The 26,173-nt window shown below is 62.3% G+C and carries 22 protein-coding genes and 1 pseudogene; 6 read left to right on the top strand and 17 right to left on the bottom strand.

The window, feature by feature from the left end; translation table 11 throughout:
• The first annotated feature begins 71 nt into the window (after positions 1 to 71).
• A complete protein-coding gene (locus AC1DP9_RS13430) occupies positions 72 to 1,247 on the top strand; it encodes a porin (protein ID WP_477107633.1) in 1,176 nt (391 codons plus the stop codon).
• Between the two features lie 698 nt (positions 1,248 to 1,945).
• Here AC1DP9_RS13430 and AC1DP9_RS13425 read toward each other — a convergent pair.
• From AC1DP9_RS13425 to AC1DP9_RS13390, 8 genes are all read right to left on the bottom strand, one after another.
• On the bottom strand, positions 1,946 to 2,665 hold the full coding sequence (locus tag AC1DP9_RS13425; RefSeq protein ID WP_477107632.1) for an SDR family oxidoreductase: 720 nt from the start codon (positions 2,663 to 2,665) through the stop codon (positions 1,946 to 1,948).
• A 19-nt stretch (positions 2,666 to 2,684) separates the two neighbouring features.
• Positions 2,685 to 4,244, bottom strand: coding sequence for an MFS transporter (locus AC1DP9_RS13420; protein ID WP_477107631.1), 1,560 nt, complete (start codon positions 4,242 to 4,244; stop codon positions 2,685 to 2,687).
• Positions 4,245 to 4,354: 110 nt separating this feature from the next.
• Positions 4,355 to 5,899 carry an efflux transporter outer membrane subunit gene (locus AC1DP9_RS13415; RefSeq protein WP_477107630.1) on the bottom strand — a complete coding sequence of 515 codons (1,545 nt, stop codon included), beginning with the start codon at positions 5,897 to 5,899 and terminating at the stop codon, positions 4,355 to 4,357.
• Between the two features lie 22 nt (positions 5,900 to 5,921).
• On the bottom strand, positions 5,922 to 9,125 hold the full coding sequence (locus AC1DP9_RS13410; protein WP_477107629.1) for an efflux RND transporter permease subunit: 3,204 nt from the start codon (positions 9,123 to 9,125) through the stop codon (positions 5,922 to 5,924).
• Positions 9,126 to 9,149: 24 nt separating this feature from the next.
• Positions 9,150 to 10,334 (bottom strand): efflux RND transporter periplasmic adaptor subunit, encoded by a 1,185-nt coding sequence (locus AC1DP9_RS13405; RefSeq protein ID WP_477107628.1) that lies wholly within the window; start codon positions 10,332 to 10,334, stop codon positions 9,150 to 9,152.
• Between the two features lie 205 nt (positions 10,335 to 10,539).
• Positions 10,540 to 11,334, bottom strand: coding sequence for an alpha/beta hydrolase (locus tag AC1DP9_RS13400; protein ID WP_477107627.1), 795 nt, complete (start codon positions 11,332 to 11,334; stop codon positions 10,540 to 10,542).
• A 143-nt stretch (positions 11,335 to 11,477) separates the two neighbouring features.
• Positions 11,478 to 12,449, bottom strand: a complete 972-nt coding sequence (locus AC1DP9_RS13395) for a LysR family transcriptional regulator (RefSeq protein WP_477107626.1) — start codon at positions 12,447 to 12,449, stop codon at positions 11,478 to 11,480.
• A gap of 1 nt (position 12,450) precedes the next feature.
• The gene (locus tag AC1DP9_RS13390; protein WP_477107625.1) at positions 12,451 to 13,113 is read right to left on the bottom strand and encodes a gamma-glutamylcyclotransferase; all 663 of its coding nucleotides are present in this window, start codon (positions 13,111 to 13,113) and stop codon (positions 12,451 to 12,453) included.
• Between the two features lie 99 nt (positions 13,114 to 13,212).
• Between AC1DP9_RS13390 and AC1DP9_RS13385 the strand changes: the two genes are divergently transcribed.
• Positions 13,213 to 14,130, top strand: coding sequence for a LysR family transcriptional regulator (locus tag AC1DP9_RS13385; RefSeq protein ID WP_477107663.1), 918 nt, complete (start codon positions 13,213 to 13,215; stop codon positions 14,128 to 14,130).
• Positions 14,131 to 14,152: 22 nt separating this feature from the next.
• On the opposite strand, the gene AC1DP9_RS13380 is transcribed toward AC1DP9_RS13385, so the two are convergent.
• Complete coding sequence (locus tag AC1DP9_RS13380) at positions 14,153 to 14,725, bottom strand: oxidoreductase (RefSeq protein WP_477107662.1); 573 nt, start codon at positions 14,723 to 14,725, stop codon at positions 14,153 to 14,155.
• A gap of 70 nt (positions 14,726 to 14,795) precedes the next feature.
• Here AC1DP9_RS13380 and AC1DP9_RS13375 point away from each other — a divergent pair, with 70 nt between their 5' ends.
• Entirely contained in the window at positions 14,796 to 15,107 is a 312-nt protein-coding gene (locus AC1DP9_RS13375) for a hypothetical protein (RefSeq protein ID WP_477107624.1), read from the top strand.
• Positions 15,108 to 15,305: 198 nt separating this feature from the next.
• Here the strand turns inward: AC1DP9_RS13375 and AC1DP9_RS13370 are convergent, their stop codons facing one another.
• The 3 genes from AC1DP9_RS13370 to AC1DP9_RS13360 all read right to left on the bottom strand — a co-directional run bounded on the left by AC1DP9_RS13370 (position 15,306) and on the right by AC1DP9_RS13360 (position 17,854).
• Positions 15,306 to 15,770 (bottom strand): hypothetical protein, encoded by a 465-nt coding sequence (locus AC1DP9_RS13370; RefSeq protein ID WP_477107623.1) that lies wholly within the window; start codon positions 15,768 to 15,770, stop codon positions 15,306 to 15,308.
• Between the two features lie 61 nt (positions 15,771 to 15,831).
• Positions 15,832 to 16,476: a glutathione S-transferase family protein gene (locus tag AC1DP9_RS13365; protein ID WP_061959246.1), complete on the bottom strand. Its 645-nt coding sequence runs from the start codon at positions 16,474 to 16,476 to the stop codon at positions 15,832 to 15,834.
• A gap of 655 nt (positions 16,477 to 17,131) precedes the next feature.
• The gene (locus tag AC1DP9_RS13360; RefSeq protein WP_477107622.1) at positions 17,132 to 17,854 is read right to left on the bottom strand and encodes a hypothetical protein; all 723 of its coding nucleotides are present in this window, start codon (positions 17,852 to 17,854) and stop codon (positions 17,132 to 17,134) included.
• Positions 17,855 to 18,279: 425 nt separating this feature from the next.
• On the opposite strand from AC1DP9_RS13360, the gene AC1DP9_RS13355 reads away from it, so the two are divergent.
• A complete protein-coding gene (locus AC1DP9_RS13355) occupies positions 18,280 to 19,419 on the top strand; it encodes a hypothetical protein (RefSeq protein WP_477107621.1) in 1,140 nt (379 codons plus the stop codon).
• A gap of 22 nt (positions 19,420 to 19,441) precedes the next feature.
• On the opposite strand, the gene AC1DP9_RS13350 is transcribed toward AC1DP9_RS13355, so the two are convergent.
• Both AC1DP9_RS13350 and AC1DP9_RS13345 read right to left on the bottom strand, forming a co-directional pair.
• Positions 19,442 to 20,248: a hypothetical protein gene (locus AC1DP9_RS13350; RefSeq protein ID WP_477107620.1), complete on the bottom strand. Its 807-nt coding sequence runs from the start codon at positions 20,246 to 20,248 to the stop codon at positions 19,442 to 19,444.
• A 287-nt stretch (positions 20,249 to 20,535) separates the two neighbouring features.
• Positions 20,536 to 20,670, bottom strand: a pseudogene (locus AC1DP9_RS13345) (integrase); the annotation flags it as partial.
• Between the two features lie 144 nt (positions 20,671 to 20,814).
• Between AC1DP9_RS13345 and AC1DP9_RS13340 the strand changes: the two are divergent.
• Complete coding sequence (locus AC1DP9_RS13340) at positions 20,815 to 22,008, top strand: hypothetical protein (RefSeq protein ID WP_477107619.1); 1,194 nt, start codon at positions 20,815 to 20,817, stop codon at positions 22,006 to 22,008.
• Positions 22,009 to 22,566: 558 nt separating this feature from the next.
• On the opposite strand, the gene AC1DP9_RS13335 is transcribed toward AC1DP9_RS13340, so the two are convergent.
• The 3 genes from AC1DP9_RS13335 to AC1DP9_RS13325 form a co-directional block, all read right to left on the bottom strand.
• Complete coding sequence (locus AC1DP9_RS13335) at positions 22,567 to 23,172, bottom strand: hypothetical protein (RefSeq protein WP_477107618.1); 606 nt, start codon at positions 23,170 to 23,172, stop codon at positions 22,567 to 22,569.
• Between the two features lie 286 nt (positions 23,173 to 23,458).
• Positions 23,459 to 23,866, bottom strand: a complete 408-nt coding sequence (locus AC1DP9_RS13330; protein ID WP_477107617.1) for a hypothetical protein — start codon at positions 23,864 to 23,866, stop codon at positions 23,459 to 23,461.
• A gap of 274 nt (positions 23,867 to 24,140) precedes the next feature.
• Entirely contained in the window at positions 24,141 to 24,704 is a 564-nt protein-coding gene (locus AC1DP9_RS13325; RefSeq protein ID WP_477107616.1) for a hypothetical protein, read from the bottom strand.
• 620 nt (positions 24,705 to 25,324) lie between these two features.
• Here AC1DP9_RS13325 and AC1DP9_RS13320 point away from each other — a divergent pair.
• Positions 25,325 to 26,059, top strand: a complete 735-nt coding sequence (locus tag AC1DP9_RS13320) for a hypothetical protein (protein WP_477107615.1) — start codon at positions 25,325 to 25,327, stop codon at positions 26,057 to 26,059.
• Positions 26,060 to 26,173: the final 114 nt, after the last annotated feature.

Below are 26,173 nucleotides of genomic sequence, written 5' to 3'. Positions count from 1 at the left end.
CCGTTCGTCCGTACGAAAGACGTGTTGTCGATTCACGCAGCCAGATGTGTACAACAACAAAGGAGACAGTGGTGAAACTGAGTCGATTTGCTGCAGTGGCGTTACTCGCTTGTTCTTGCTCCGCGTGGGCGCAGTCGAGCGTGACGCTTTACGGGGTGGTGGATGCCAGTATCGAGTACGTGAACAACGTCGGCGTGGTGCCGAACGCCGCCAATGGTTTCAACGGCGGCCAGGCGCACGATGTGGTGCGTATGAATTCGGGCGGGCTGTCCGGATCGCGCTGGGGGATTCGCGGGGTCGAAGACCTGGGCAATGGCACCCAGGCCGTGTTCGTACTCGAGAATGGTTTCAATGGGGATACCGGAACCATGCAGCAATCTGGCCGATTGTTCGGGCGTCAGGCGTTCGTTGGCCTGAAAAGCGCCCGGTATGGTCAGTTGAGTCTCGGACGCCAATATACGTCGCTGTTTGATGGCATCGTAAATTTTGTGCCAGCGTACTTTGCCACGCAGTATGAACCGATCACGCTGTTTACCGGGGCGAACTTCCGCGAAGACAATACGATCAAGTACAGCGGGACATACGGAGCGTTCACCGGCATCGCACATTATTCATTCGGCACCGGCGTGGCGCTGCCGCAGGTGGCTGCGGCCGGGCTGGCACTGGGTGGCAACGGCGAGATTCCGGGCCAGGCGCGTCGCGATAGCGCCTATGGTGCGTCGTTGGCCTACACAGGCGGATCAGTCTGGGCGGTTATCGCGTACGACCAGTTCAATCCGACGATGGGCACCGCGACAAGCGTCAGTAGCGGCACCTTCAGGAAAGCTACGGCGGCGCTCAGCTACAGCTTGCCTTGGGGTCGCGTCATGGGCGGCTACCGATGGGGCCAGAACAAGAACCCCGCAGGCGCCACTATAGGTCGGGATGACTTTTTCTGGGTGGGCGGAATCTACCAAGTGACACCCGCATTCAGCCTGACCCTCGAATATGACTACGACAGGGTGAAAAACGTCTTCGGCAATACGAACGTCTCTAATCCGTGGCAAGTCAATCTGATTGCCGACTATAACTTTTCGAAGCGAACCGATATGTATCTGTCGGCGGCCTATGCGAAGAATGCCGGCCTGATGTTCGATTCTGCCGCCATTGCCTACGCGAACAGTCTCGCACTGGGGAACAGTTACGTCCTGGCCAATGGCAAGTCGTCGATGTTGGGTGTGTCGGTCGGCCTGCGACACAAGTTCTAAGGCTCGGCTGCATTACTGTGCAGGATCGATGTCCGCTTCTCGGAGCGAACCGGACATCGATGTTTGGGCGATAGATGTCTGCATCTGGCCGGACTCGGCCGCCGGGCTAGCTGGGACGGGGCTCGCCGGCGCCAGCGGCGACTTCCGACCCAAAGCAGGCGTTCGTACTGACATCCTTCAATGACCGTAGAGTGGTGCAGTTCGGTCGCTGCGAGCCGGACTGGAGGGAATGCTGACTGTGCTTCTGCCTCCATGATCTAGTAATTCGAGCTTCATATCGAGGCCGATGCGCATCTCCCCTAAGAATCTCCGTTTTGGCTGGGCACGATGTATCGATATACGCCCGAGACGCCGTTTCCCGTGCAGATCAGAATGCGGCAATATGAACCGGCCGGCCAATGGTGAAACGGCCGACTGGCGCGGAAAGCGGCGTGGATTAAAGCAAATTGATGGCAGGCTTGGAGGGCTACGACCCGGTATCGTTGGCGGGCAAAAAAAGCGCAGCTCGCGCTGCGCTGACCCATGCGGCCACGCATCTGGACTCATGCGTGGCCCATCCGGAGGAGAAAACGAGCGCCCTTGCACGCGCTCCGGGCACCGGGAGAGAGAACGGTACCCGGAACCTACTGTAGCGGCTCCGCCCCGGCGATTGAAGTGCCTGCCGTGGGCAACAGTTTTCAGATTTACTCAACAGCGCATCAGGCGTTGGCACCGCCGTCGATCTGCAGCACAGTTCCCGTCGCGAAGCCGTTGGCCATCAGGAAGAGGCCAGCCTGCGCGAGTTCCGATGCCGTGCCCACGCGGCCGACCGGCAGGCCCTCGCCGATGCCTTGCAGCACGCCGGCACGGGCGTCGGACGGCAGGAAGTCCCAGGTCGGGGAATCGACCACGCCCGGCGACACGACGTTGACGCGGATCGGCGCCAGCTCGACGGCCAGCGTGCGCGCCAGGCCGTCGAGCGCGGCGTTGACCGCCGCCACGATGCTGGCACCCGCGTTGGCCTTGTAGGCGGCCAGGCCGCTGTAGAACGTGATCGAACCGTCGCTGGCGAGGCGCGGCGCCAGATGCCGGACCAGATGGATCGGCCCCAGCAGCTTGGAGCCCAGCATCGCGTCGATCTCGGCGCGCGTCGTTTCCAGGAAGGGCTTGAAGACCAGCGCGGCGGCCGTGGTGACCAGATGGTCGACCTTCGGGATCGCGCGGGCCAGCGCTTCCACTTCGGCTTCCACGCCGATATCGGCGCAATGCGTGGTCACGCTGGCGCCCAGGCTTGCTTGCACGAGCGCCAGCCGCTCGGCCGAGCGGCCCACGACGTGGACATGCGCGCCGAGTGCGACGGCCTGCTTCGTCAGTTCCAGGCCGATGCCGCTGCTACCGCCGGCGATGACCACCACCTTGTTTTCCAGATTCACGGACATGATGTTCTCCATTGAGGCGTCAGACGCCGGTTTGCTCGGCGGCGCCGAGTGCGTCGTCGTCGTTGCTGTCGCCAGTGCGGCTCAGGAAGCCGAAGACGGCGCCGGCCGACAGCACGGTAATCACCGTCATGATGTGCAGCAGGCTCTCGAACGCATCGCCGTAGCCCGCCAGCAGACGGTCCGCGCCGATTTCCGGCAGCGCGGACACGGCGTGGGCGAGGTCGCCCGTCGCCAGGCGCTGGGCGCCTTCGGCAAGGCGTGCGGCGCTGATGCCCGCCGTGTCACCGGCCACGGCCGTCAGGCTCGTGTAGGCGAGCGCGGCCAGAATGGCGCTGACGATGGCCAGGGCGATGCCTTCGCCGGCCACGCGCGTCGTATTGAAGATGCCCGCGGCCATGCCGGCGCGCTCCTTCGGCACGACGCTGACGGAAAGGCCGTCCATCAGGCCCCACGGCATGCCGGCGCCCACGCCGATCAGCAGCATCGGCAGGGCCACCGTCATGCCGGTGGCGCGGACGTCAACCGTGCTGAGCCAGTGCAGGCCGGCCGCCGCGATCAGGAATCCGATACCCGACAGCACACCGGGCGACACCCAGCGCGTCAGCGTGGCCACCACCGCCGGCACCACCAGCATCGGCAGCGACAGCGCGATCATCAGGATGCCCGCGTCGATTTCGCTCAGGCCGACCACGCCGATAAAGCGCAGCGGCAGCATGATGATGAGCACGATGTAGCAGTAGCAGGTGCCCACCGGCAGCATCTGCACGCCGATGAAGCGCGCGTACTTGAACAGGGACAGGTCCAGCATCGGACGCTTCACGCGCGTCTCGACCACGACGAAGACCAGCAGCATCAGCGCCGAGGCGGCCAACAGCGTGATGACCAGCGGGTCAGTCCAGCCCAGTTCCGGTGCCTCGATCACGCCATACGTGAAGAGCACCAGTGTGGCCGTGAAGGTGATCGTGCCGGGCCAGTCCACGCCCTGCGCGTTCGGGTCCTTTGTCTCGCGCATGCGCGGCGCGCCGAAGATCAGCGCGATGAGGCCGGTGATGGCCGTCGACAGGAACACGGCACGCCAGCCGAGCGTGCTGATGAGCGTGCCGGCCAGCAGGGGGCCGAATGCCAGGCCGATGCCGAAGCTCGTGCCCAGCATGCTGAACGCGCGGGTGCGCGCATGGCCTTCGAATTCCTGGGCCAGCGCGGCCGAGCCGCCCGAGAGTGCGGCGGCGGCGGCGATGCCTTGCAGCGCGCGCAATACGTCGATCCAGAAGACCGACGGCGCGGCGGCCAGGGCCAGCGAGAACAGTGCGAACAGACCGATACCGGTCGAGAACATGCGCTTGCGGCCGAAGACGTCGGCCAGTGCGCCCGCGGCCATCAGCAGGCTGCCGAAGCTCAGCATGAACGCGTTGGTGATCCAGGTCAGCGAGGTGGCGCTGCCGCCGAGTTCGCGGCCGATGGCGGGCGTGGAAACCGCGCCGCCCGAGAACGACAGCGGCAGGACGATGGCCGCCAGGCATACCGAGGCCAGGATTAGCGACTTGCCATGCCCTTCGGCATGGCGATGGTGGGTAGTCATGAGTAGATCGGAATGACGTGAAGGAACGCCCCTCCCGCCTGCCGGTGCCTCGGATGGCAGCGGCAGGACAAGGACGGACGAGTGAGTGGGCGAATGTGCTGCCGTGGCGGCTAGCGTTGGGCGACGGGTGCGTCTGCGGCGGCCGGGGCGGGCTTGTCCAGCCCATCCCAGCCGCCACCGAGCGCGCGGATCAGGTTGACGGTGGCGGCGGCCTGCACGCTTTGCAGTTGCACCGCACTCTGGCGCGTCTGCAGCGCCGTGCGCTCTGCGTCGATGACGTCGAGGTAGTTCACGGCGCCTTCGGTGTACTGCGTGCGCGAGATGTCCGCCGCGCGGGATGCCGCGGCCACCGCGTCCGACTGCGTGCCCGTCTGGGCTTCCAGGATGCGCAGGTCGGACAGGCTGTCCTCGACTTCCCGGAACGCCGTCAGCACCTGCTGGCGGTACTTGGCGACTTCCTCCTCGTGGCGAGCCCGGGCGTTGTCCAGGTTGGCCGTGCGCCGGCCGCCATCGAAGATCGGGATATTCAGCGCCGTGCCGGCCAGCGGCCCCAACAGGAACGCGCGGCTGCTCCACTTGAACAGGTCGCCCAGCGTGGCCGACTCGAAGCCGCCCATGCCGGTCAGCGTCAGCGACGGGAAGAACGCCGCCTTGGCGATCCCGATGCGGGCGTTGGCGGCCGCCATGGCGCGCTCGGCTGCGGCGACGTCGGGGCGACGTTCCAGCAGCGACGAAGGCAGACCGGCCGGAATCCGCACATTCACGGCCTGCAGTGGCGTGGCAGGCATCGAGAACTCGGCCGGGGCCTTGCCGAGCAGCACCGCAAGGCTGTGCTCGGACGCGGCACGCAGGCGCTGCACCGTCATCGCATCCGACCGGGCCGTGGCCAGTTCGGCGCGCGCGCGGGAGACGTCCAGCTCGCTGATATCGCCTTCGGCAAAGCGCCGTTCGACGAGCTTCAGCGCTTCCTCGCGCAGCTTCACGGTGGTCGTGAAGACTTCGGCTTCGGCATCCAGACCCCGCAGCGCGAAGTAGTTCTGCGCCACATCCGCCTGCAAGGCGAGCTGGACGGAGCGGAACAGGGCGTCGCTTTGCTGCGCATCGGCCTTCGAGGCATCCACCGTCGACGCCACGCGGCCGAACAGGTCCACTTCATACGAAGCGCTGGCCTGCGCGCGCCACAGCGTCTGCTGCGGAATATTCGTGCCGTCCGGCTGGAACTGGGATGCGGCCGAGGTCTGTTGCCGGGTGGGGCCGAAGCCCGCATCCAGCGTCGGGAACCAGCCCGCCTTGGCCGCCTGCACCATGGCGCGGGCTTCCTTCAGCCGCGCGGCGGCGGCCTTGAGATTCTGGTTCGCCTCCAGCGCCTGCTGTTCCAGCGCGTTGAGCTTGTCGTCGCCGAAGATCGTCCACCATTCGCCACGGGACAGGGCTTCCGACGGGCTGGCAACCTGCCATGCGCCGGCTTCCTCCTTCTTCAGTTCGGCGCGCGACCAGTCCGGCGAGGCTTCCTTGAAGGCCACCGATTGGCCCTGGTCTTCCGGCACCTCGTAGGTGGGGGCCAGCGAGCACCCGGCCAGGACGAGCAGGGATGCCATCAGCATCGAACCCTTTGCCAGCCACCGTGTGCCGGGCTTGAAAGCGATCTTGTTCATCATGTTCTCCTTGCGTCCAGGCTTACTCGGCCGACGGGGCGGCGGGGGCCGCGCCGTGCAACGGCTGCGTATGGGTGTGATGCTTGTCGACGATCGGCTTGCCGCCAGTCAGCTTGCGCAGCGCCACGTAGAAGACCGGGGTCAGCAGCAGGCCGAACAGCGTCACGCCGAGCATCCCGAAGAACACCGCGATACCCATGGCGCGCCGCATCTCGGCACCGGCACCGGTCGACATCACCAGCGGCACCACGCCCATGATGAAAGCGATCGACGTCATCAGGATCGGGCGCAGACGCAGGCGGCTGGCCTCGATGGCGGCCTGCACGATGCTGCGGCCTTGCATTTCCAGTTCCCGGGCGAATTCCACGATCAGGATCGCGTTCTTCGCCGATAGCCCCACCAGCACCATCAGGCCGATCTGCGTGAAGATGTTGTTGTCGCCCCGCGTGACCCAGACGCCAAGCAGCGCGGACAGGATCGACATCGGCACGATCAGCAGGATGGCCAGCGGCAGCGTCAGGCTTTCGTACTGCGCGGCCAGCACCAGGAACACCAGCAGCACGCTGATCGGGAACACCCAGAACGCGGCGTTGCCGGCCAGCACTTCCTGATAGGTCAGGTCCGTCCACTCCATGGCGATGCCGCGCGGCAGGGTTTCGGCCGCGATGCGCTCGATGGCGGCCTTGGCCTGGCCCGACGAGTAGCCCGGTGCCGGACCGCCGTTGATGTCGGCGGCGGTGAAGCCGTTGTAGCGGACCACCATTTCCGGGCCGTACGTCGGCGACACCGTGACGAGCGACGACAGCGGCACCATCTCGCCGGCGGCGTTGCGCGTCTTCAGTTGCAGGATGTCGGCGGCCGTGGCGCGGAACTGCGAATCCGCCTGGGCACGCACCTGATACACGCGGCCGAACTGGTTGAAGTCGTTCACATACAGCGACCCCAGGTAGATCTGCATCGTGTCGAACACATCGGTCACGTTCACGCCGAGCTGCTTGGCCTTGGTGCGGTCCAGGTCGACGTCGAGCTGCGGAACGTTGATCTGGTAGCTCGAGAACATCGGGCCCAGTTCAGGCGCCTTGGCGGCGGCCTTCATGAACGCCTGCGCCGCATCGTTGAGCGCCTCGTAACCGAGCGCCCCACGGTCTTCCAGTTGCAGCTTGAAGCCGCCGACAGTCCCCATACCCTGCACCGGCGGGGGCGGGAATGTGCCGGTCACGGCGTCCTTGATGGCTTCGGCAAATTTAGCGTTCAGTGCGGCGGCGATTTCGTCGGCGGATTCGCCCGGAGCGCGTTCCTTCGACGGCTTGAGCACCGAGAAGACGAGGCCGCTGCTCGACGAATTGCTGAGGCCGTTCACCGACAGGCCCGGGAAGGCCGGCACACCGACCACGCCCGGCTGCTTCAGCGCGATCTCGGTCATCTTGCGCACCACTTCCTCGGTGCGTTCCAGCGACGAACCCGGCGGAAGCTGGGCGATGCTGACGAGATAGTCCTTGTCCTGGGCGGGAATGAAGCCGCCTGGCACGACCTTGCCCATCAGGATGGCGCCGGCCAGCAGGACGCCGTAGATGGCGAACATCACCGTCTTGCGCTTGATGGCCCCGCCCACGCCCTTGCCGTACGAATCCGAGCCACGGTTGAACGCCTTGTTGAACCACGCGAAGAACGGGCCGAACGCCTTGTTCATGCCGCGTGTCAGCGCGTCCTTCGGTGCGTGGTGATCCTTCAGCAGCAGCGCGGCCAGTGCGGGGGACAGCGTCAGCGAGTTGAAGGCCGAGATCACCGTCGAGATCGCGATGGTCATCGCGAACTGCTGGTAGAACTGGCCGCTCAGGCCCTTCATGAAGGCCAGCGGCACGAACACGGCCACCAGCGTCAGCGCGATGGCGACAATCGGGCCGCTCACTTCCTGCATGGCCTTGTACGTGGCCTCGCGCGGCGTCAGCCCTTCCGAGATGTTGCGTTCGACGTTTTCCACCACCACGATTGCATCGTCCACCACGATCCCGATGGCGAGCACCAGGCCGAACAGGGACAGCGCATTGATCGTGAAGCCGAAGCCGAGCAGCAGGGCGAAGGTGCCGACGATCGACACGGGCACGGCCAGCAGCGGAATCAGCGACGCGCGCCAGGTCTGCAGGAACACGATCACCACCAGCACCACGAGCGCGATGGCCTCGAACAGCGTGTGGATGACGGCGTCGATGGACTCCTTCACGAACTGCGTGGGGTCGTACACGATATCGGCGCGCACGTCCTCGGGCATTTCCTTCTGGAGGTCGGCCATGATGGCGCGCACATCGTCGGAAATCTGCAGCGAGTTCGCATTCGGCTGCTGGAAGATGATGATCTGGACGGCTTCCTTGTTGCTGAGCAGTGCACGCAGCGCGAATTCCGCCGACGACAGCTCGACACGGGCGACATCGGAAAGACGCACCACGCCGCCATCCGGATTCGTCTTCAGGATGATGTGGCGGAACTGGTCCTCTGTCTTCAGGCGGCCCTGTGCGTTGATCGAGAGCTGCATCGGCACATTGGTCGCCATCGGCGCGCCGCCGACGATACCGGCGGCCACCTGCACGTTCTGCTCGCGGATCGCCTTGACCACGTCGCTGGCCGTCATGTTCTGACGGGCCACCTTCTGCGGATCGAGCCAGACGCGCATCGAGTAGTCACCCGCGCCCCACAGCACCACTTCGCCGACGCCCGGCACCCCTGCCAGTCGGTCCTTGATGTTGATGAGCGCGTAGTTGCGCAGGTAGGTCAGATCGTACTTGCCGTTCGGCGAGACCAGGTTGACGCCCATGGTCAGCGTCGGCGACGACTTCACGGTGGTCACGCCCAGCCGCTGCACGTCTTCCGGCAGGCGCGGCAGCGCCTGGTTGACGCGGTTCTGCACGAGCTGCGCCGCCTTGTCCGGATCGGTGCCGAGCTTGAAGGTCACCGTCGTGGTCATGTTGCCGTCGCTGTTGGCCTGCGACTGCATGTAGAGCATGTCCTCGACGCCGTTGATCTTCTCTTCCAGCGGCGACGCCACCGTCTCGGCGATGACCTTCGGGTTGGCGCCCGGATACTGGGCGCGGACCATTACGGAAGGCGGGACCACCTCCGGATATTCGGCGCTGGGCAACTGCACCAGCGCGATCAGGCCGGCCAGCAACACCACCACCGACAGGACGCCCGCAAAGATCGGGCGGTCGATGAAGAACTTGGAGATGTTCATGATGAACTCCGTGGGCTGGCCCGATCAGGCCGCCGGCTTCGTGACGCGCGCAACGTCAACCATGTTCACGGCGCGGGGCTTCACGGCGTCATTGGGACGCACGCGCTGCATGCCGCCGACCACGATCTGGTCGCCTGCCTGCAAGCCCTTCTCGACGATGCGCAGGCCGTCGTGGAGGTTGCCGATCTTGACTTCGCGGTACTGGACGCGGTTGTCCTTGCCCACCACCAGCACGTACTTCTTGGCCTGGTCGGTGCCCACGGCGGCGTCGTAGATCATCACGGCGTCGCGCGGCTGGCCGCCGCCGACCTTCACGCGGGCATAGAGGCCCGGCACGAGCGCGCCATCGGCGTTGTCGAAGCGCGCACGCACGCGGATCGTGCCGGACGAGACATCGAGACGGTTGTCGACCGAGACGATGGCGCCCGTGCGCGAGTAGCCGCTTTCGTCGGCCAGGCCCAGTTCCACCGGCACGTCCTTCTTGCCGGTGCCGCGCAGGTAGCGCAGGTAGGTCTGTTCGTCGACCTCGAACGAGGCGTACATCGGCGACACGGACACCAGCGTGGTCAGCAGCGGGGCGCTGGCGCCCGTCGAGACGATGTTGCCGACGGTGAGTTCGGCGCGCGACACGCGGCCCGCGACCGGGGCGACGACGTCGGTGTAGGAGAGGTTCACGCGGGCGGCGTCCAGCGCGGCGCGGGCGGCCTTGACGCTGGCCGACGCTTCGCGGGAGGCGTTCTGCTTCTCGTCGTAGTCGCGCTTCGCGATGGCGTTGCTGCCGATCAGGCGGTCCGCACGCGCGGCGTCGCTCGATGCGTAGGCGGCGCGTGCTTCGGCAGCGGCCAGTTGCGCGGCGGCGCGGTCGACTTCCGCCTGATACGGGCGCGGGTCGATCGTGAAGAGCGGTTCGCCCTTCTTCACGAGCTGGCCGTCCTTGAAGTGCACGGCAACGATCTTGCCCGGTACCAGCGGACGGATGTCGACCTTGTCGATGGCTTCCAGCCGGCCCGAGTAGCTCTGCCACTCGGTGATCTGGCGGGCGACCACGCTGGCGACGTCCACGTCGGCGGCCGGTGGCGTGCTGGCGTCGGCTTGCGCCGTGGCGACGGGGCTGGCGTCGATGCCGAAGTGATGGGTGGCGGCACCGATGGCACCCAGGACTAACAGCGTGCCCAGTGCGACGGAAAGCCGTTTGCGGTTGGCGTTCATGTCAAAAGCTCCAATCAATTGTTCACAGAGTCGAGGGCGAAGATTCGCTGTGGCTCGCCTTTGAAATCAGTATGGTTGTCATTGTTTTGCGGATAAAGGATCGAGATGTGGATTCACTGTGTCCATTGGGGAGACAATTGAGGTCGCGATGTGACGGGTACTCGATGGCGACGCCTGGCGTTGGCCGCGCGGCCGCAGGGATGGATCAGAGGAGTCGTCGGAAAAAGTCGGCGACTTCGTCGACGGCCTGCGGATGGCGGATAAGGTCGCGATGGCACATGCCGTGGTGCCGGGTGGCTTCCGTGCGCACCCCGGCGGCGATCAGCTTGCCGGCATAGCTTTCACCTTCTACACGGAAGGGGTCGTTGCCGGCCGTGACGATCAGCGTCGGGGGCATGCCGCCCAGGCGGCACGATTCCAGCGGGGCGGCATAGGGATGGACCAGCAGGGCGGAGCGGGGCAGCCATTGCCGATAGCGGCGCGCGGCGGCCACCGCATCGAGGTGCATGGCGTCCGTGCCGGATGCCGTCGCGATGCGTGTCAGGCTGGGATCGAGCAGCGGGGCGACCAGCGCCAGCGCACCCACGGTTGCGTCGCGGGGCCCCCGGCTGCGGTCCCGGCACATCGCGGCCAGGCCGTTGGCAATGTTCCCGCCGGCCTCGTGGCCCGCCACGGCGACGCGGCGCGCATCGGCCTTGAAGTGCCGGGCGTTGTCCACGGCCCATGCCAGGGCCAGGTAGGCGTCTTCCGTCGCGGCCGGAAAGGGATGCGATGGGGCGAGCGAGTATCCCACCGAGATGACCCATGCCGGGGTGGCCTCGGCCAGCGCGGATGCCTGCTGGTGGGCTTCGTCGAGGTCGCCATCCGTGAACCCGCCGCCGTGGAAGTACAGGATGATCGGCAGCATCCGCTTCTCGAACGTAGGACGATAGTGGCGCAGCACGATGTGCTGCGCGTGTCCTGAAATCGGTACGTCCTGGATTTCCAGCTTCGGGTTCATGGTGACGCCTTGCCCCTGCTTCAAGGCGGAGGGAGTGAGAACTTGGATGCCCGCACTGTACGGCTTGCCGCGTTCAAGATCAGCCGCTTTTGGCAGGGAAGAGAATTCATGTAAATGGAAAAATCGGCGAGGCAGCGCGCTTTTTATGCGGCAATTGGAGCAATCGCCTCCCCGGCCCCCTTCCTGGCGCGGCCGATGCCGCTGAAGTTCGGTTGCACGGCGGGGCAGCGCGCGAACAGTTCGGCGGTCCAGTCGACGAACGCCCGCACCTGCGGAGACAGATGCTTGTTCTGCGGGTAGACGGCGGAGATGGGCAGCGGGGCGGGACGGAAGCCCGGCAGCACCTCGACGAGCGCGCCGCTGTCGAGGAAGGGCTGGGCGATGACGCGGGGCACCTGGATCAGGCCCAGGCCCATCACGCCGCACTGCAGATGTGCGTCGCCATCGTTGGCGGACAGGCGCGAGCGCGTCCTCACATTGACCGCCTTGCCCTCGACCTGGAAATTGAGGTTGACCATGCGGCCCGTGCGCGTGGAGAAGTAGTTGACGGCGAGATGGTCCTGCAGCGCGTCGAGGTCGGCCGGCTTGCCGTATTGCTCCAGGTAGACGGGACTCGCCGCGGTCACGAGCTGGAAGACGCCGAGGCGCCGGGCGATCATCGTCGAGTCGTTCAGTTCGCCGATCCGGATCACGCAGTCAATGCCTTCCTGGATCAGGTCGACCAGCCGGTCGCCAAAGCCGAGCGTGAGATCGATGTCGGGGTAGCGCGTATGGAACTCATTGAGCGCAGGCACGACGATCAGCTTGCCCAGCGTGCCGGACATGTCCACGCGCAGCTTCCCGCGCGGCGCGCGCGTAATGGCGGCGAATTCGGCTTCCGCGGCATCCACCTCGCCAAGAATGCGCACGCATTTCTCGTAGTAGGCGGCGCCTTCTGACGTCACGCTCAGGCTACGGGTGGTGCGGTTCAGCAGCCTGACGCGCAGGAAGGCTTCCAGTTCCTGGATGACCCGCGTGACCGATCCGCGCGGCACGCCCAGCGTATCGGCCGCGCGCGAGAAGCTGTTCGTATCGACGACACGTGTGAACACGTGCATTGCATGAAACTTGTCCATGTCATGCCTCTGGCAACAGGCGCCGCAGTTCGGCGGCAAGGGATTCGATATAGACGTCGCGCAGCCCGCTGTCGCGCAGGGCGTCTTCCAGCCTGAAGACATAGTCGGCATTGCTGCCGAAGGAACCCGCCGCGCGCGCGATGACCGGGGCCACGGTGGCGATCGAGGCGTCGCGCTCGAAGAGCGGGCGGCCGGCGTCGACGACGAAGGCGATGGCCTGTGTCTGCGTGCCGTCGTCGAGCGTGACCGCTGCCCAGGTCGGGCGGTACGAGCCGCCGACCATCTCGCGTCGCCATACCACGCCAAGCTCCTCGTCGCGGCGCGCCGCCGCCAGCCGCAGGGCCACGCCTTGCGTCGAACCGCCGGCCTCCAGACCGAGCATGCGGCCCGGGCGTTCCGGGCTGCCCCGGCCCGCGATGCTCCGCATGCAGAAGCTGCGATGCCAGCCGTGCAGGGTGGCGACCGACCGCCGGTCGAAATCGAGCAGCGGATTCCACATCAGCGAGCCGTAGGCAAAGATCCAGACATCCTCCCCGTCGTCGGGCCGGTCCGCGAGGGTGTCCGTCAGGGAGGCGTCGATGCGGTCCTGGGTCCAGCGGAACTCGGCGGGCAGTTCGATGTTGTCGAGGTAATGCCCGGACTGGAGCGATTCTCTTGTCAGCATGCGCGTGGGAGGAAAGAGGGGGCGTGCTGATATTGTGGTTGCTGCATCGTGGCTGATAAACTGCGCAAATTGATTTTCTTTGTCGCCAAGAGGGAAACAATGGTGGATCGGGTGGAAGCGCAGGTTCAGGACATCGAGTCATTCCTGGCGGTGGCCAAGACTGGCAGTTTCACGCGCGCGGCCGAGGATCTCGGCACCAGCAAGTCGAACGTCGGCAAGGCCGTCCAGCGCCTGGAAAAGCGGCTGGGCACGCGCCTGTTCCAGCGCACCACGCGTGCGGTGCGGCTGACTGAGGACGGCGAGACCTACATGCTTGCTGCGCAGGCCGCGCTGGAAGGGCTTCGCGAAGCCGAGCAGGCGCTGGCGGCGCGGCGTGCCGAACCGATCGGGCGCGTCCGGCTGGACGTACCGGCTGGCTTCGGCCGGCTGCTGCTGCCCTTCCTCGCGACCCTTCGCCGCCGCTATCCGAAAGTCACCCTGGACATGGCGCTGACGGACCGCATGTCGGACCCGGTGGCCGAAGGCTGGGACATCGTCGTGCGCATTGGAGAACTGCCTGCCGAAGGCGACATGACGGTGCGAAAGCTCTGCGACCTCCGGCTTGGCCTGTATGCCTCGCCCGAGTATGTCCAGCGCAAGGGCGCCATCCACACCGTGGCGGACCTGAGCCACCACGACGCGGTAATCTTTCGCGGCCCGACCGGGCGCCATCGCGCCTGGACCGTTTCCGACAACGGGCATGTGCGCGATATCGTCATGGAGCCGGTGTTGGTGCTCGCCGACGGGCAGGCGCTCGTCGACGCGGCGATCAGCGGATTCGGCATCGCGCAGATCTTCGACCGCGTGGCGAAACCGCACGTGCAGGCCGGCAGGCTGGTCCATATCCTGCCGGCGTCCGACGTCGACGGCCCACCCGTCCACGCGATCATCCCCGTTGGCCGACGGATGGCGGCAAAGACGCGCGCCGTGCTCAATCACCTGGCTGACAGCCTACGCGACGAAGCCGCGCAGGGCTGAGCCGCCGCCTCGACGCCTACGCTTACGCCAGCGACGACAGGACCTGCCGGTTCCACGGCCGGAGCGCGTCCAGGCGGCCTCCGCGCACCAGTTGCGGCCAGTCCGCATTCATCAGCAGCCCCCGGCCCACGGCGATCAGGTCGAAGTCGCCCCGGTCGATCATCTCCAGCACCAGGTCGATGCCGGCCACGCCGCTGTCCTGGCCCATCAGCGAATCGATGTGCTCGCCCGTCATGGCGACCGAGCCGACCGAGATGGTCGGCTTGCCCGATAGCTTGCGGGTCCAGCCGGCCAGGTTGCGGTCGGAGCCAAATTCGTATTCCCAAAACCGGCGCTGCGAGCAATGGAAGACGTCGACGCCCGCGTCCGCCAGCGGCTGGACAAAGGCTTCGAGATCGGCCGGCGTCTCGAAGAGCTTCGAGGTGAAATCCTGCACGCGCCACTGCGAGAAACGCAGGGAGATCGCGAAGTCGGGCCCGGTGGCGGCGCGGATCGCGCGCACGGTGTCGACGGCCAGCCGGATACGGTTGTCGAGCGATCCGCCGTAGTGGTCCGTCCGCTTGTTGGTGCCCGGCCAGAAGAACTGGTCGAACAGGTAGCCGTGGGCGGCATGGATCTACGAGAAGCTCTCCGCATGGTCGGACAGCAACGAGAATCCCGAATCCGTGCTGTCCTATGACCAGATGTTCGACAACATCATGTTCTACTGGGTGACGAATACGGGCGCTTCGTCGGCGCGTATGTACGCGGAGAACGCCGACCTGACGTTTGCGTCGGTGCCGCTCGATATCCCGGTTGCCGTCACGGTGTTCCCGGGCGAGATTTACACCCCCCCGCGCCACTGGTGCGAGCAGACGTACAGCAGGATGTTCTACTGGAACCGCGCGCCGAAGGGCGGCCACTTCGCCGCGTTCGAGCAGCCGAAGATCTTCGTGGAAGAGTTGCGCGCCGCATTCACAAGCCAGCGCATTGGCTGACGGGCAGCGTTGCCGAGAAAGAGGGGCGTTCCGTAAGGGACGCCACTTTTTTCGAGGCCATGGCGGCGAGAGGGAAAAAAGCGGCCCGGCGTTTGCCGGGCCGATCAGGAGTGCCCGACGAGCGCAACGCCAGTTGGAGGATGGAGAACGGAGCGTTGTCGGATGCAGGTCTGGCGAGCCAATGTCAGAGCCTGGGATTCACGATAGCGGCCTTCCGTCGTGGCATCCACGGACCGGACCGTGGAACTGTTTTCCTGCCCGACGCACAATCCGCGGGGCGACCCCAAATGACCAGCTTTCGACAAACAGGGTGATGACGCCGAGGATCAGCGCGATGCCGCCGACGGTGACCGCGCAGAGCACCGCCGGATTGGCGAGCGCGTCCGCCCCGGGTGCGATGGTCTGCTCGATGCACAGCCCCAGCATGGCGATCAGCGTACCGGTGCCGAAGCTGCCGACTGCAGTCTGCAGCAACAACATCGCGCGCCGCAGTAGCGTGACGCGACGGGCGGCATCAAGGTCCACGACTGCCGGCTTGCTGGCCTGCCTGTCGAGGGCCATGCCCAGGCGATTAGTCGCACCCAGCAGCAGGACCGTGGAAGCATTGGTCAGCAGGGCAGGACCGGTGATCAGCGACAGTGTGGAGGCAAGGCTGGCTGACATGGTGTGGGACGCGGTCTCCCGGAGCCGAAGGGGCTCCGGGCATTGCGCGGAAGGGAGGAGATCAGGCGGCGGCCTTTAATGCGTCGTGCTTGGCGACCATTTCGGCTTCGTCCTTGAGCGCTTTCTTCACGGAAGTGCGTGCTTCGATGCGGGCGATGTAGTCGAAGAAATTCTTCAGGTGCGTGATCGGCGCGCCTGAGCGCTCGTGCCACAGCGTGGCCCAGACGTAGGCGTCCGCCACGGTGAACTTGTCACCGGTCAGGTAGGCACGGCCGTCGGCCAGTTGGGCGTCCAGCGTCGCGTAGGCCGTTACCAGCTTGTCGCGTGTCCACTGGGTGCCGAACTCCGTCTGCAGCTTGCGCATCAGCGGGATGTGCTTCTGCGCGATCTCGGTGGCGATGAAGGTCAGCAACTGGTCGAACTTCACGCGCTCCAGCGTGCCGTGCTGCGGGATCAGGCCGGCGCCCAGATGCTGGTCGGCCAGATACGACGTGATGACGATCGTCTCGGTCAGGTGGCTCTTGGCCTCGTCGTCGAGCACCAGCACCGGCACGTAGCCGAGCGGGTTGACCTGGCTGAAATCGTCATTGGCCGACGTGCTCTTGCCGAACACGTCGTAGTGCACCAGCTCGGGCTCCAGACCCAGTTCGTTGGCGATGACCTGAACGGCGAGCGAGCAAGTAGCTTGGGCGATATAGAGTTTCATGGCGATGGTCCCTTCGGGTTGAGTAACTGGGTGCGTGGCGCTTGTCCGGAGATCGGCATCGGCGCCATGGAAGCCACTGTACTAACGACGATCGGGGCGATAAAGACGCCATCAGGCGTCAGACCGTATCCATTTTGGAGACAAATTTCGGCAACTTTGGACGGAGATCTGGGTACGCAGCCTGGCCATATTGGCCCGTAAAGTGGCCCATCCACCAGCGGCTTCCGTCTGTGCAGCCGACAAACTCATATCAAGCGTGACTGCGCGCAATGCATTTCGTCAATTCGAACCACCGACGCGCGCAGTACCATTTTGTGGCTTGCCGAGCGATGAGGCCCTCTGTGTCCGTCTATGACGGCAAAGCAGACGACTGCCGAGCATGTGGGCAATAGCGCCTTATGGCCGAACTCGGAAGTCTGTCGCCGGCCGGCGATCCGGCCGGCCATCTCGCGCTGCGGTACTTCCGCTGTCGACCCTTCTCTGTCGTTCGTCGACAGAGTGCCGCACTGTCTCTTTTTGAAGTGAAGCGGCCAAACACATGTGCCGAGTGGTACTGCTAATCAAAGATCGCAGAAGTTGCCGCCGCTTCGGTCTTCGGCGGCTTTACCGCCAAGCCAAAATCCTTGGGTGCGACAAGTGCGCGAACCCCTCTACATTAGCCTTCCCGGGGGAAAATCTCCCGGCGCTTTAGTTCTTCCACGACCGCCCGATAGTGGCTCAGCAGTTCTTTTGCGCTCTGGTCCTTCAGCTCCAGAGGCGGAAACCCACCTCCCAACTGCGCGACGATCTGCTTCTGAAAGCGAAATAGCAGTTGATCAAGGCGAGCTGGCTCGATGCCTAGCGGCAAACATATGTTCTTGATCAGATAGCGCTCAATTTCCTCATAGGCCGCCGGTGGCACTTTAGCCGGAAAACCGGGAACGATTCGATTCACCACCCCCATGACACGGACATCTAGCGCGATACGATCCATCACCAGCCCAAATCCGGTGGTCAGAAAATCGCGGGCGCCTTTGTTCCGGATGTAGGCGAGATGCTTCTCCACATAACGCAAGCGCTCCTGAGAGGTCGGCTGCTTTGCCACGTCCCGCATGAATCCACCGGGCCCGTCGGGGTACGTCTTGAGAAAGGTTAGGTTCTTCGCGAGCGCTATCACTTTCGGAGATGCTTCCGGCTGTTCCTTCGGCACCATTCTCGTCCCGATCTGTGCCAACGCCTTGCCGATGCGCTTCGCCGCGCCGGCAGGGGGCATCGAGGACAGGGTCGCAAAGTCGAGGGCCTGCTGCATTTCCTCGTCTTTGAGGCGCTCTGCCGGTGCCGCTCGTCCAACCACTACAACCTGGCTCACTACGCGAAGCCAGATCTTCTGTGCGCTCATGGACTTCCAAGTCTCGGGAGAGGGCAGTCGCACAAGATGGCCGAATCGCTCATTGATCTTCCGGAATTCGGCAAGTTGGTCAGGAGTAAGTCGCGGTAGTTGCACGGCGAATTCCTAAGTCGGGGAAGGCCCCAATTCTGCCATGTCAAGCACACGACCATGGAGCCAAACAACCACGGTCAGAACACGGCCCGACACGCGCCACCGCTGCGAGCTCGCGTAATCTATCGTGCTCGTGCTCGTGCTCGTGCTCGTGCTCGTGCTCGTGCTTGCCTCATATTGCGCGTTCTACTACGGCGCCATCGGGCAAACTGTGCCATCGTACACCCGTAAGAAGTACGGATGTCGCAAGTGTGCGCGGCCAGCCCTGCCGGTAGAATCGCCGTACCGTCACTCGGGCCGGCGCCATCCGGCCGTCCGCCGCCATGTCAAAGGCCATCGCCTTTTTCCCGTGGGTTGCCATCAACGAAGCGCAGATCTTCGGGCCGCTTCGGCTAATTCCCTATGAAGTCGGCAGCGCGCCGGGCGATCTTCCCCATGCGACGCAGAAGGATATGGACGCGGTGCTCGGCGCGTATGCCGAGCATCCGGGGCGCCCGATCCGAGTCGCTACCCTGGTCGAGTTCGGCGATTGGCAGACGGGCATGGATATTGAGGACCGGTGGCAAGGGCTATGGGCGTCCCAAGAACTCATCGCCTTCGCAGCGCTTGCGAAGCGGCGACTGTTCACTGTGGCCTACACGAATACCGATGCCTACAGGTTGGTCATCCAGCGGTATCGGGAAAACGACGCAACTAGGTTCGCGTTTCGCACAAGACGGCGCGACGGCTACGGGCGGCATAGTTGGAGCAACGATGAATTTGCGTTTCATCGCCCCCACCATGTCAGCAGTTCGTGGTTCCATATTGACGATTACTTGCTGCGCGCGTTGATGGAATTGCCCAAAATGCAGCCGCACTCGCGCAATGCCATCGAAGATTACTGCGCCGCAAATACTGATTCGCCGGATATCTCAGAGCATACCGAGGTCGTCTTGACGCTCTGCGCTTTTGAATGGCTGTTCGGCTTTAGCAGCAACTGCAAGAAGTTCACAGAAGCGCTCGACCGAACGTTTCCCTACCACGCAGAGTTGCAAGGTGTCGGCCCGCTTGCTGATGCCTGGAAACAGAAGTTTCAGCACGCAACGAGGCCGCTAGACGCATGGGCGCGCGAATTTTGCCGAGTGCGCGGTCAGTCTGCACACGGTATCTCGCGTGATGCCAGCCGCTTCGTTTGGCCAATCCGTTCGCATCTTGCATTCGCATCGATGCTGTTTCCCTTGGCGTTTAAGAAGACGCTCGCTGATACCGGTCACGTCGGAATGTCCGACGCGGACGCCCATCGAATCCGGCAGATTGACACCTACGTATTGCATGACCCGTTCGCTTTCGACTTTGCGAATGAAACCGAAGATAACAAGCATCCGTGGCACGACCTCGACGAGAGGATTTTACGTGCCGTCATCGAGCAAAGCATGCGGGAAGTCATCGCGAGGGAAGAGCCCAAGGCGCAGGCAGAGGCCTAATGGCTTGAGGCATATCCTCACGTTACTTACGTTCACTTTTCAATCCGTCGCCGTTCGACGCGGCCTCTAAGCGGAATGTCTCGGGGAAATCGAAGTCTAGGAAATCGTCGGTTCTGAAACGATGCGTCAAGTATTGGCGCGTATTAATTTTTGCGTCTTTCAACTTCTGGAACGCACGCTTCAGCGTCAAGATGCAATTGTCGGTGGAGTTAACTATCCATCCATGTAGCTGTACCCCGAGTGCATTGAGCAGCTCATCTTCGGTAGTTGCAGCCCCATTGACAATCCTCGAGGCAGCCATCGCCGGTTGGATTTTTCCTAGGTGCAAATCGGAGCGCATGTTCCACTGGTTGAGCGCTTCAACGTAGTTTTCCTGCGCTATATACAACTCATAGAGAATCGCGCGTCCCTTCTTTTCCTCGAGAAGGAACGACAGATCAGAGATTTCCAAGACGTTCTTGTTTGTATCGAATGGCGGCGTCGCGGGTATAGAGAGGAATCTTCCACGATTGTCGATCTCTGCGAAAACGTAGTCACGCTGGATAAGGACAATGGTATTGATCTGTTGCAGCAATGAGAACATCAGGCGGTGAGCTGCCAACAACGAGTTTCTATGCTCGATGGACTTTTGAAACTTGCGTTGTAGCACATAGGCTAGCATCGCCCCGATCAGTGCACCAATCAGAGTTGCAAAGCCGTTGGCGAATGCGTCCGGCGTAAACGGTTTCACCAACGTCGCAAAATCTACGGCCGAAGCTGCCAGCGATTTCGCCGTTGCCGCAGACGCAGCAACGGATGCATTAGGACTTGCCGCAGCGGAGGCTGCCATCGACATCGTCGGCATATACAAGCGCCCTGAAAGAGTATTTGCGTGAAAGCATACACCGGCGTCACAGCCAACCAAACAAGTAGGGATTCCATGGGAACGATCTATCGTCGACATTTCGTAACGATGATCCCTCCTGCATCGTGACCGGTCTGCAGCCGTCGCGGGCAAGGAAGCCAAGTAGTTAGCGGCCGAAGCCGTGACGATAGCGTTCATTGGAACGCCTGCAATAGGACGCTTGCGCGGGACCGCATTTGGCCGGCAAGCGCCCGCTCGTCGGCCATAAACAGTCACACTTCGGTTTGCTCCGCCATCTCAAGCGCGTCATCGACCTCAATGCCAAGATAGCGAACCGTGCTCTCCAGCTTCGTGTGGCCGACCAACAATTGGACAGCTCGAAGGTTCTTGGTGCGCCGGTAGATGAGCGGCCCGCTCACGCTGATCCTATGGACCCAACTACGAGGGGCTCCGGCTCATTCGATCGGCGCAATCGCGCTTGCACCTCGACATTGCAACGGTCAGTTCTCGCGCGCTAGCCGGTTACAATCGGCCGAAAATGGGAGACGTCCATGACGGGTATCGACAAGCAGTGGCCTCTGCCAGCCCACTGGGAAGACTTTGAAGACATGTGCTATCGGTTGGCCTTGGCAGAACGAACTATCAAGTCTGGTCGTAAGTACGGCCGGCGTGGTCAAGAGCAGCACGGTGTTGATATCGTCGGACACACCGAGGACCCCGCGTATTGCCACGTAGGGATTCAATGCAAGTTGAAGACCGAACATCTTGGCGGCAAGCTCACTGAAGCTGATTTCAGGGACGCCTACGAGCTGGCGAAGACGTTGAGCCCACATCTGGACAAGCTCTATATCGCCACGACAAGCGCGCGCGACACAGCGGTCGCCGATCTGATCACCCGGATCAACGAATCCTGGCAACGCCATCATTTCGTGGAAGCTTGGTGCTGGGAAGACATCTGTGACTTGCTGGATAAGCATGGGACCGTCGCTGCGCGCTACTACCCCGATCTCGTAAAGACCAACGAACTACAACGAACGCCGAAAGATCCCGTGGAGCTGTTCCTTGGTGCAGGCTCGGTGAGCGAATCCGGCGAGCGCTTGAGCAAGCTTTTCGACCACGAAGTGTTCATTCGGCAGTTCGGTGACGCGCGTTATGAAGTCACAAACGCACTGACCGAATACGTCCTGAACTGCCTTCATGTTCGCAAGGGCAAGGCGTTTCGCGTCGCCATCATCCTAGATGGCGCAGAGTTGGTGGTTGAGGACGACGGGAATTCGTTCGATCCACTTGATGCGCAGTTCGAGCCTGCCCCCGCGCAGATGGGAATTCGAACGATCCGAGGACTGGTGCGCAATCAACCGGGGCTCGACGTGAAGTACATCTCGAGAGACAAAGACGACGCTCGCGCGTTCAATCGATTCGTCATTCGAGTTTGTAGCATGGAGGGTATCGCCACCAAAAGCTGCACTGTTCATGTGGACGCCAGCAAGCTGTTCTCTCGAATGGATGGCTATGCGTACTTCGAGCAAATGAACATTCCCTCCGATTGCGATCCATTCACGGTGCACCTGGGAACATTCAGGCACGTGACGTCCTCGGGCTCGCACGAAGTCCTTAAACACCTCAGGGACTATCTTGGCGGGAGGAAACTCGTCGTCGTGATCACACCGCTTCGGGTGGACCTCTACGAAGCACTTGCGCCGCAGGTAAGAGATTGGGCGAATGTCTCACTAGTCATGGGTTGACGCTCGAGACCTGCAGCGAGCCCAAGACAGCGCCGACTACCGCGGCCCGTTGTATCCAGAAGGCACTGAGCAATTGCGATGTAATTGGGCAACCAGGAATGCTGGGTGGCAGCAAGAGGCTCCTACCGAGACAAGTCCACAGGTATGTCGAACGTCGGCTCCTGGCCGGTCTCCGTCCTCGAGCTGCTAGGTGGCAGGTATCTAACGACCCTTTAAAAATAGTTCGACGTCGCAAAGTGACCGCCTTTTTGCCCGTCAGCGGTCAGTCTGACCTATCGATCGTAGCGATCGAACGCCGGTAACCCTCCGGGAGAAGTAGTCGGAGCAAACGGACCCCTCGTCGCCAATCGACAAGGCCGAAAGCTGCCATTCGACGTTGTTAGGAAAGGGCCACCTAGCAGCATATTGATCTAGCGTCCTCTAAACCGGAGGCCTATCCGCGGTTCCGAGTTTGGCCAGTCTCTTTCAAGGCTTGTCATTCGATTCCGCTCTTCATGTGGCGCGTCGCAGTGGCCCGATGCGTTGGAAAGCTTATAGGAGTAGGCGATTAACGTGTCGTCAAGAGCTAGGTTTGATGCAGGCGATTTCGCCTGCAGACTTGTCAACGACTTCAAGGTGCGCAGCATCGGTAATGTCGGAACGGGCAATTCCATCATTTCCCTGCGTTAGCTGAAAAATCCGAGTTGTGCAGGATCCGGGTTCGACGGCGTACGTAATTTCATACTGCTCTCCAGCTTTAGGAACCAATACTGGAGCTCGGCACTTGCCCGGCTGCTTATCGCGGATCTGATTCCCCATTGCAGGACTCAAGGCAAACATTATTTCTGCGAAGTTCAATTTCGCGACATGGACGATCTGGCGCGCCGCCATCGGCTTACCAGCTGGTACTACAAATTCAACTGCGCCTTCCTGCCCAGAAGGAAGAGGGGCCAGCATGCCCACACGTTTTTCGTAGAAATCCTCCCTGCCGCCGGCGACCCAAGCAAAGATAGCCGCTTGCTGGCACGTCTCGACATCCACAGACGCCAAAAGAAGGTTCGAAACCACCGGAGACTCCATCTTGATGCGAAGCTTCGCCGTATCTGAACCTGATGCGTCCTCATACAAGCCCGACGCACATCCGGTCATTGCAAGCGTAAATGCCAGCACACCCGTTTGCTTCATTGCACACCTGCCGGTCCTATCGTTTTTCATTCGTCGCCCGCATAAAGAATTCGGATTCATAATCTCTGGCGGCGAATTTTGCGACAGAGCGTCTGCAGGACGGCACCCCTTATCAGAAGGGGTATACTTTCCCATTCTGCCGTCGAGCGGAAAGCGGGACATTCTAGCATCCGGCCAAAATTATTTTCCATGGGAAACGCATTCTTGAGCGTAGTTGCCGCGGTGATTGCATACAATCGAGATCCGGGTTCTCAATGGCGGATTTTGATTGCAACTCAGTCACCGGTCAGCACGCTGAATCCCGCACCCAAACGTCGATCATAAGTTCGGCATTCAGCATGGAGAGCTCAACAAGACTGGCGGATCCAGTACTCACACCCGCATTGGGCACATCTGTTTCCACAAACACTGCGCACCGAATCCACCCTCTTGAGCCAAGCTCTTGCCGGATCGAGGTGTGCATCCCGCGAATTTGAGACAGACACCAACCAATATGTTCGTCTGGGACTAACGAGGTGATTTCATGCTGCGAAGTAAATCCCAACATTGTCGTAGCGGCGACGTTGCCGAGTGCCAACGGAGCCCCTTTCATAACCTGACTATAGTCATCAAGCTTTAAGACTTTTGCCAATCGCTCTGGCACGAGATCGTCGGAGTAAAAATAAAGCCCCGCATAGGTCCTGACAATTGTCATGAGTTCGCCTGAGAGGTCTTCGCGTTGCTAAGCTCGTGCCAGCCTAGCAAAACGAGCGAAGAAGAGCATCACTCTGACGAGGGGCGAATGTCAGATATCGGTATTGAAGTCGGATGACCTCTTTTGGCCGATCACTGCCGGCCCGTACTGAGTCAGGCAACTGTCACCGGACCCTGGGCGGTTTTTCGCGTTTTCCGAACCCGCGAGCTCGGAGAAGTTGATCTTTCATTGTCGAAACGAGACAGCGTGCGACGAGAAGCCTGCGCTGATTTTGCTACTCACATGCGCCCGGAGAAAAATCAATTGGATAGATGTGTCCGGCAGCGATCTTGCTCATTGCAATGTATGTCTTAACACGCAGCGCGGTATTCAACATCTGGACGCGTATCTCTTGGGCATGCCTCGTCCAGTGGCCCGGTCCAAAGAGATCGCGCAGGCATTGGGCGGATCGATCGAAGTTGGTCCAGTTGAGCTGGACCTCCGCGATGTCAGGTGAGTTCAAATAGTAGCGTTGGGCTGCGCGGGCATGTTGCAACAGTCCTTTGGCCTCTCGGCTGTTCGTGTAGTTTGCGATGATGTACTGTTGAATGTCATCGCGAACGCCATCCTCATCACGGTCAATTCCATTCACTGTGTCTGTAAAGTCTTTCGATCTAACTCCAGGTCTCCCGGTTTGATCATCATCGATATTGGCTTTCGTGGAGTGAATCAAATCGCCGGTATCCGCAAAAATTGGACGGAGTAAGGCAGGCTGCTGATAGTGCATGGCAGGTCCATCGACGAGCGTATCGGCCGCTACGCTTGCCGATCCAATTGCGGCAATGAGTGCGATGAGCATGTTGGTAGGAAATCGTAACGATCAGCCTACTGTAGGCGGTTTGGATACTCAGGGATTCCCTCAATTTGGGGGKGGGACTATGTTAGATGTTCGCCGAGCCGGGAGTTGACAGTCTACCTGCCCTCCTTTTTACATGGATTTCTGCGTCGGACCCGCCCATCAGAAACCGGACGGCCGTTGATTCGCTTGGATGCAGTGCGATTCTCCGCGAGGCTTGCTGATGACCGGCCGATTAGTGACGGAGCTGGCCGGTGACCGACGACTCGGATCGACCTAATTGGCTGTCCCCGACCCCTGGCGGCCGATCGGCCTGACTTGGTGAGGACGCACAATCTACGACATCAGCCGCTCGGCCGATCCTCAGAGATGTTGCAGTTTCCGTTTGGCCGAACTCCGCGCAATGAGCCAGGAGACTCGGCGCGGCACCTGGCGAAACGAAGAGTGGATTCCCGACAGAACCCGGGTACTGTAGAATGCACGCAGGCGATCCGTCATCGCCTGCTGTCCACAATTGCAGACCCTCACGGGATGACGAAGAAACTAATTATGGCCGATTCCCAACCTGTGGCGAATCCCGGCAGTGGGCACCGTCGATTCGCATCACAGACAAGGAATCTGTCATGCGCTACATCCCCACGTCCGCCGCGAAGGTTGACGACCTCAAGAAGCAAGCCAAGAAGCTCCAACGCAAAGGCGGCGGAAAACACGCCGACCTGCTGAACCGTGTCGCGCGCAATGCAGGGTACGACCATTGGCACCACGTCACGCTCTGCCTCAAAGAATTCGAGGAACGGGCAGGCTTCGGCAAACTCAACGCTGAGCTGGACCTCATCGTCAGTTCCGCCCAGGCGGGCGAAACAAGGATCGTCATCACCGGCCCGGAAACGATGATGGTGCCGCTCGTGCTGTTCACGAGCCAGGGCGACGCATGGATGCTGGATGCCGACGAGGAGCTAGCAATCTGCCTGATCTGGCACGGCGAGGTGTTGCCACGCAACATCAAGGACGCCGGAAGGAATATCGAGATCGAATGGGAGGGGCGCTTTGCGCTCGACGGCGACGCATTCCTGGTAGATACCGAACATCCATTGATCGGAACGCGCGCCATCCTCGGCTACCCGATTCACGAGTTGCGCCAAGCCATCGACAAGGCGCAGTCGTTTGACAAGAGGGCAAACACGATCTTCGGGCAGGACGGCGCGGAAGATCTGACGCCTGGTTTGATCGACCACCTTGTCGCACAAGGCTGGGAGCGCCAGTCGCTAGAGAATGGCGCACGCGATGGCGCGCGCTACAACCCGAGCCGCGACAGCCTGCTCTATCCGGCGTTCACCGACAGCGACTTCGAGGACTAAGGCATTGACGGGGCTCCGGTGGAAGACCTCTCAAGATCGTCTGCGTGAATCTACCGGATCTCGGACGCAGTCGCCGGGCTGGGAGGCTCGGCGCTCCTTTTGGGTCTTGGGTCG

It is taken from the genome of Cupriavidus sp. 01L43 (assembly GCF_056399925.1).
This window is presented reverse-complemented; position numbering and strand designations above follow the sequence as displayed.

Bases quoted from the DNA above. Each gene is read 5' to 3' on its own strand.
- AC1DP9_RS13425 (WP_477107632.1), bottom strand. From the start codon at position 2,665: ATGTCCGTGAATCTGGAAAACAAGGTGGTGGTCATCGCCGGCGGTAGC.
- AC1DP9_RS13420 (WP_477107631.1), bottom strand. From the start codon at position 4,244: ATGACTACCCACCATCGCCATGCCGAAGGGCATGGCAAGTCGCTAATC.
- AC1DP9_RS13415 (WP_477107630.1), bottom strand. From the start codon at position 5,899: ATGAACAAGATCGCTTTCAAGCCCGGCACACGGTGGCTGGCAAAGGGT.
- AC1DP9_RS13410 (WP_477107629.1), bottom strand. From the start codon at position 9,125: ATGAACATCTCCAAGTTCTTCATCGACCGCCCGATCTTTGCGGGCGTC.
- AC1DP9_RS13405 (WP_477107628.1), bottom strand. From the start codon at position 10,334: ATGAACGCCAACCGCAAACGGCTTTCCGTCGCACTGGGCACGCTGTTA.
- AC1DP9_RS13400 (WP_477107627.1), bottom strand. From the start codon at position 11,334: ATGAACCCGAAGCTGGAAATCCAGGACGTACCGATTTCAGGACACGCG.
- AC1DP9_RS13395 (WP_477107626.1), bottom strand. From the start codon at position 12,449: ATGGACAAGTTTCATGCAATGCACGTGTTCACACGTGTCGTCGATACG.
- AC1DP9_RS13390 (WP_477107625.1), bottom strand. From the start codon at position 13,113: ATGCTGACAAGAGAATCGCTCCAGTCCGGGCATTACCTCGACAACATC.
- AC1DP9_RS13385 (WP_477107663.1), top strand. From the start codon at position 13,213: ATGGTGGATCGGGTGGAAGCGCAGGTTCAGGACATCGAGTCATTCCTG.
- AC1DP9_RS13370 (WP_477107623.1), bottom strand. From the start codon at position 15,770: ATGTCAGCCAGCCTTGCCTCCACACTGTCGCTGATCACCGGTCCTGCC.
- AC1DP9_RS13365 (WP_061959246.1), bottom strand. From the start codon at position 16,476: ATGAAACTCTATATCGCCCAAGCTACTTGCTCGCTCGCCGTTCAGGTC.
- AC1DP9_RS13360 (WP_477107622.1), bottom strand. From the start codon at position 17,854: ATGAGCGCACAGAAGATCTGGCTTCGCGTAGTGAGCCAGGTTGTAGTG.
- AC1DP9_RS13355 (WP_477107621.1), top strand. From the start codon at position 18,280: ATGTCAAAGGCCATCGCCTTTTTCCCGTGGGTTGCCATCAACGAAGCG.
- AC1DP9_RS13350 (WP_477107620.1), bottom strand. From the start codon at position 20,248: ATGGCAGCCTCCGCTGCGGCAAGTCCTAATGCATCCGTTGCTGCGTCT.
- AC1DP9_RS13340 (WP_477107619.1), top strand. From the start codon at position 20,815: ATGACGGGTATCGACAAGCAGTGGCCTCTGCCAGCCCACTGGGAAGAC.
- AC1DP9_RS13335 (WP_477107618.1), bottom strand. From the start codon at position 23,172: ATGAAGCAAACGGGTGTGCTGGCATTTACGCTTGCAATGACCGGATGT.
- AC1DP9_RS13330 (WP_477107617.1), bottom strand. From the start codon at position 23,866: ATGACAATTGTCAGGACCTATGCGGGGCTTTATTTTTACTCCGACGAT.
- AC1DP9_RS13325 (WP_477107616.1), bottom strand. From the start codon at position 24,704: ATGCTCATCGCACTCATTGCCGCAATTGGATCGGCAAGCGTAGCGGCC.
- AC1DP9_RS13320 (WP_477107615.1), top strand. From the start codon at position 25,325: ATGCGCTACATCCCCACGTCCGCCGCGAAGGTTGACGACCTCAAGAAG.